This is a genomic window from Acutalibacter sp. 1XD8-33, assembly GCF_003612555.1.
Taxonomy (GTDB): domain Bacteria; phylum Bacillota; class Clostridia; order Oscillospirales; family Acutalibacteraceae; genus Acutalibacter.
In genome coordinates, this window is sequence record NZ_RAZF01000086.1 from 1 (window position 1) to 1,342 (window position 1,342).

Annotated in this window: 2 protein-coding genes and 1 pseudogene; all 3 read left to right on the forward strand. The window is 56.4% G+C overall.

Annotation, left to right across the window (positions count from 1 at the left end):
* Positions 1-57 precede the first annotated feature (57 nt).
* Positions 58-408 (forward strand): hypothetical protein, encoded by a 351-nt coding sequence (locus D7X94_RS17920; protein WP_330558257.1) that lies wholly within the window; start codon positions 58-60, stop codon positions 406-408.
* Between the two features lie 81 nt (positions 409-489).
* Positions 490-882 carry a hypothetical protein gene (locus D7X94_RS18840; protein WP_199715180.1) on the forward strand — a complete coding sequence of 131 codons (393 nt, stop codon included), beginning with the start codon at positions 490-492 and terminating at the stop codon, positions 880-882.
* Between the two features lie 108 nt (positions 883-990).
* A pseudogene (locus D7X94_RS17930) lies at positions 991-1,342 on the forward strand (hypothetical protein); the annotation flags it as partial.

Here is a 1,342-nt window from a genome sequence, read left to right on the forward strand (position 1 = left end):
CATGCGCCAGAAACAGCAAATCGTGAACACTCTTTTTGAGCAAGGAAACGCTTAGTTTTGTTACCCCCCCCCGCCGAAAAACTACAAAATTTCTTCGGCGTTTTCTTACAATTTCAAATTGGCGTTGACAGCTATGACCGGGGCTTTGATTTTGGCGGCCTTTATAAAATTTACAACCGCGCCTCCTGCTGGTGCTGTCCATTCCAGAGGATAGGGGAACTGCGGAAGCTGCGCCGTCACCACCCGGAGCTGTGGGCGAGACTGATGGAGCTGGACGAAAGGGCTATTGCCCAGTTTGGTCCCGGACCGCTGGGTCAGTTCAGAAAGGACTGGACGGTAGCGCGGCTGGAGGCGCGCTTTGCCGAGGAGGAACGCAAGGCAGAAGCGGCAATGGTCTCCGCTGGATAGTCTGATCTGCGCTCAAAACACCTATGGAAAATCCACTCTGCCCATGTTACAATGGGGGCGGCGATGCCGGGAGGTGATCGGATGGGTGCAAATGACTGGAAGGACATGAAGGATTGGAAAGCCCTGAAAGCAAAACAGAAGCAAAAATTGTCCGAGGTCATGTTCGGCGTGGTCTACACCCATTACAAGGAGCATGGGCAGATGCCCGCCGATGCCGACCTGGAAAAGCTGGCAAAGACGGCTTTCACCAGGATACAGGGCCGTGGGCTGGGCCTGTCCCATGAGACCATCCATGATGTTTTCCTGAAAAAAACAGTCCTGATTTGCGGAGCGTATCGAAAAGAACGGCCTCCCGGAGCCGCCGAAGCCCAAGGTGAAGAAAACCGAGGCGGAGAAGCTGGCGATCAAGCGGGCCGCCCGGAAAAAGGCGAGGCTGGCGGTACAGGAGCAGCAGAGCTTGCCGGAGCAGGATGACCGCTTCTTTTATATCGCCGGGTACACCTCCGGGGGCGCCCCTTATGGTGTCACCTGGGAGGAGATGGGGCTGGAACCCTGGGAAGAACTGGAGTAGGAGGTGCGGATATGGGCCGCTACACGGAGCAGGAACTGAGGGACATCTTTTATGACGCCCTGGACTTCTTCAACGAAGCCCTTGACTCCGGCATCACAAGGGACAACACCGTCCTTGCGTTCTTCACCCCGGACAACGGGCTGGAGGTCTATGAGCGGTTCTGCCGGGAGCATTTTCCGAAGAACCTGGACGAGGACTACAAGGTGGAGGGCTACTTTCAGTCCTTTGCGGCACAGGCTTTTGTGGACAGGGGGCAGTACGGCGTGATGATACGCGCAGACACCGGCTTCCGCCTGCCGGAGCTGCACCGTGTTTTCCTCCATGAAATATCCCACCTGTTCTGCTGTGAGAACGAGATCGAGG

Bases quoted from the DNA above. Each gene is read 5' to 3' on its own strand.
- D7X94_RS18840 (WP_199715180.1), top strand. From the start codon at position 490: ATGGGTGCAAATGACTGGAAGGACATGAAGGATTGGAAAGCCCTGAAA.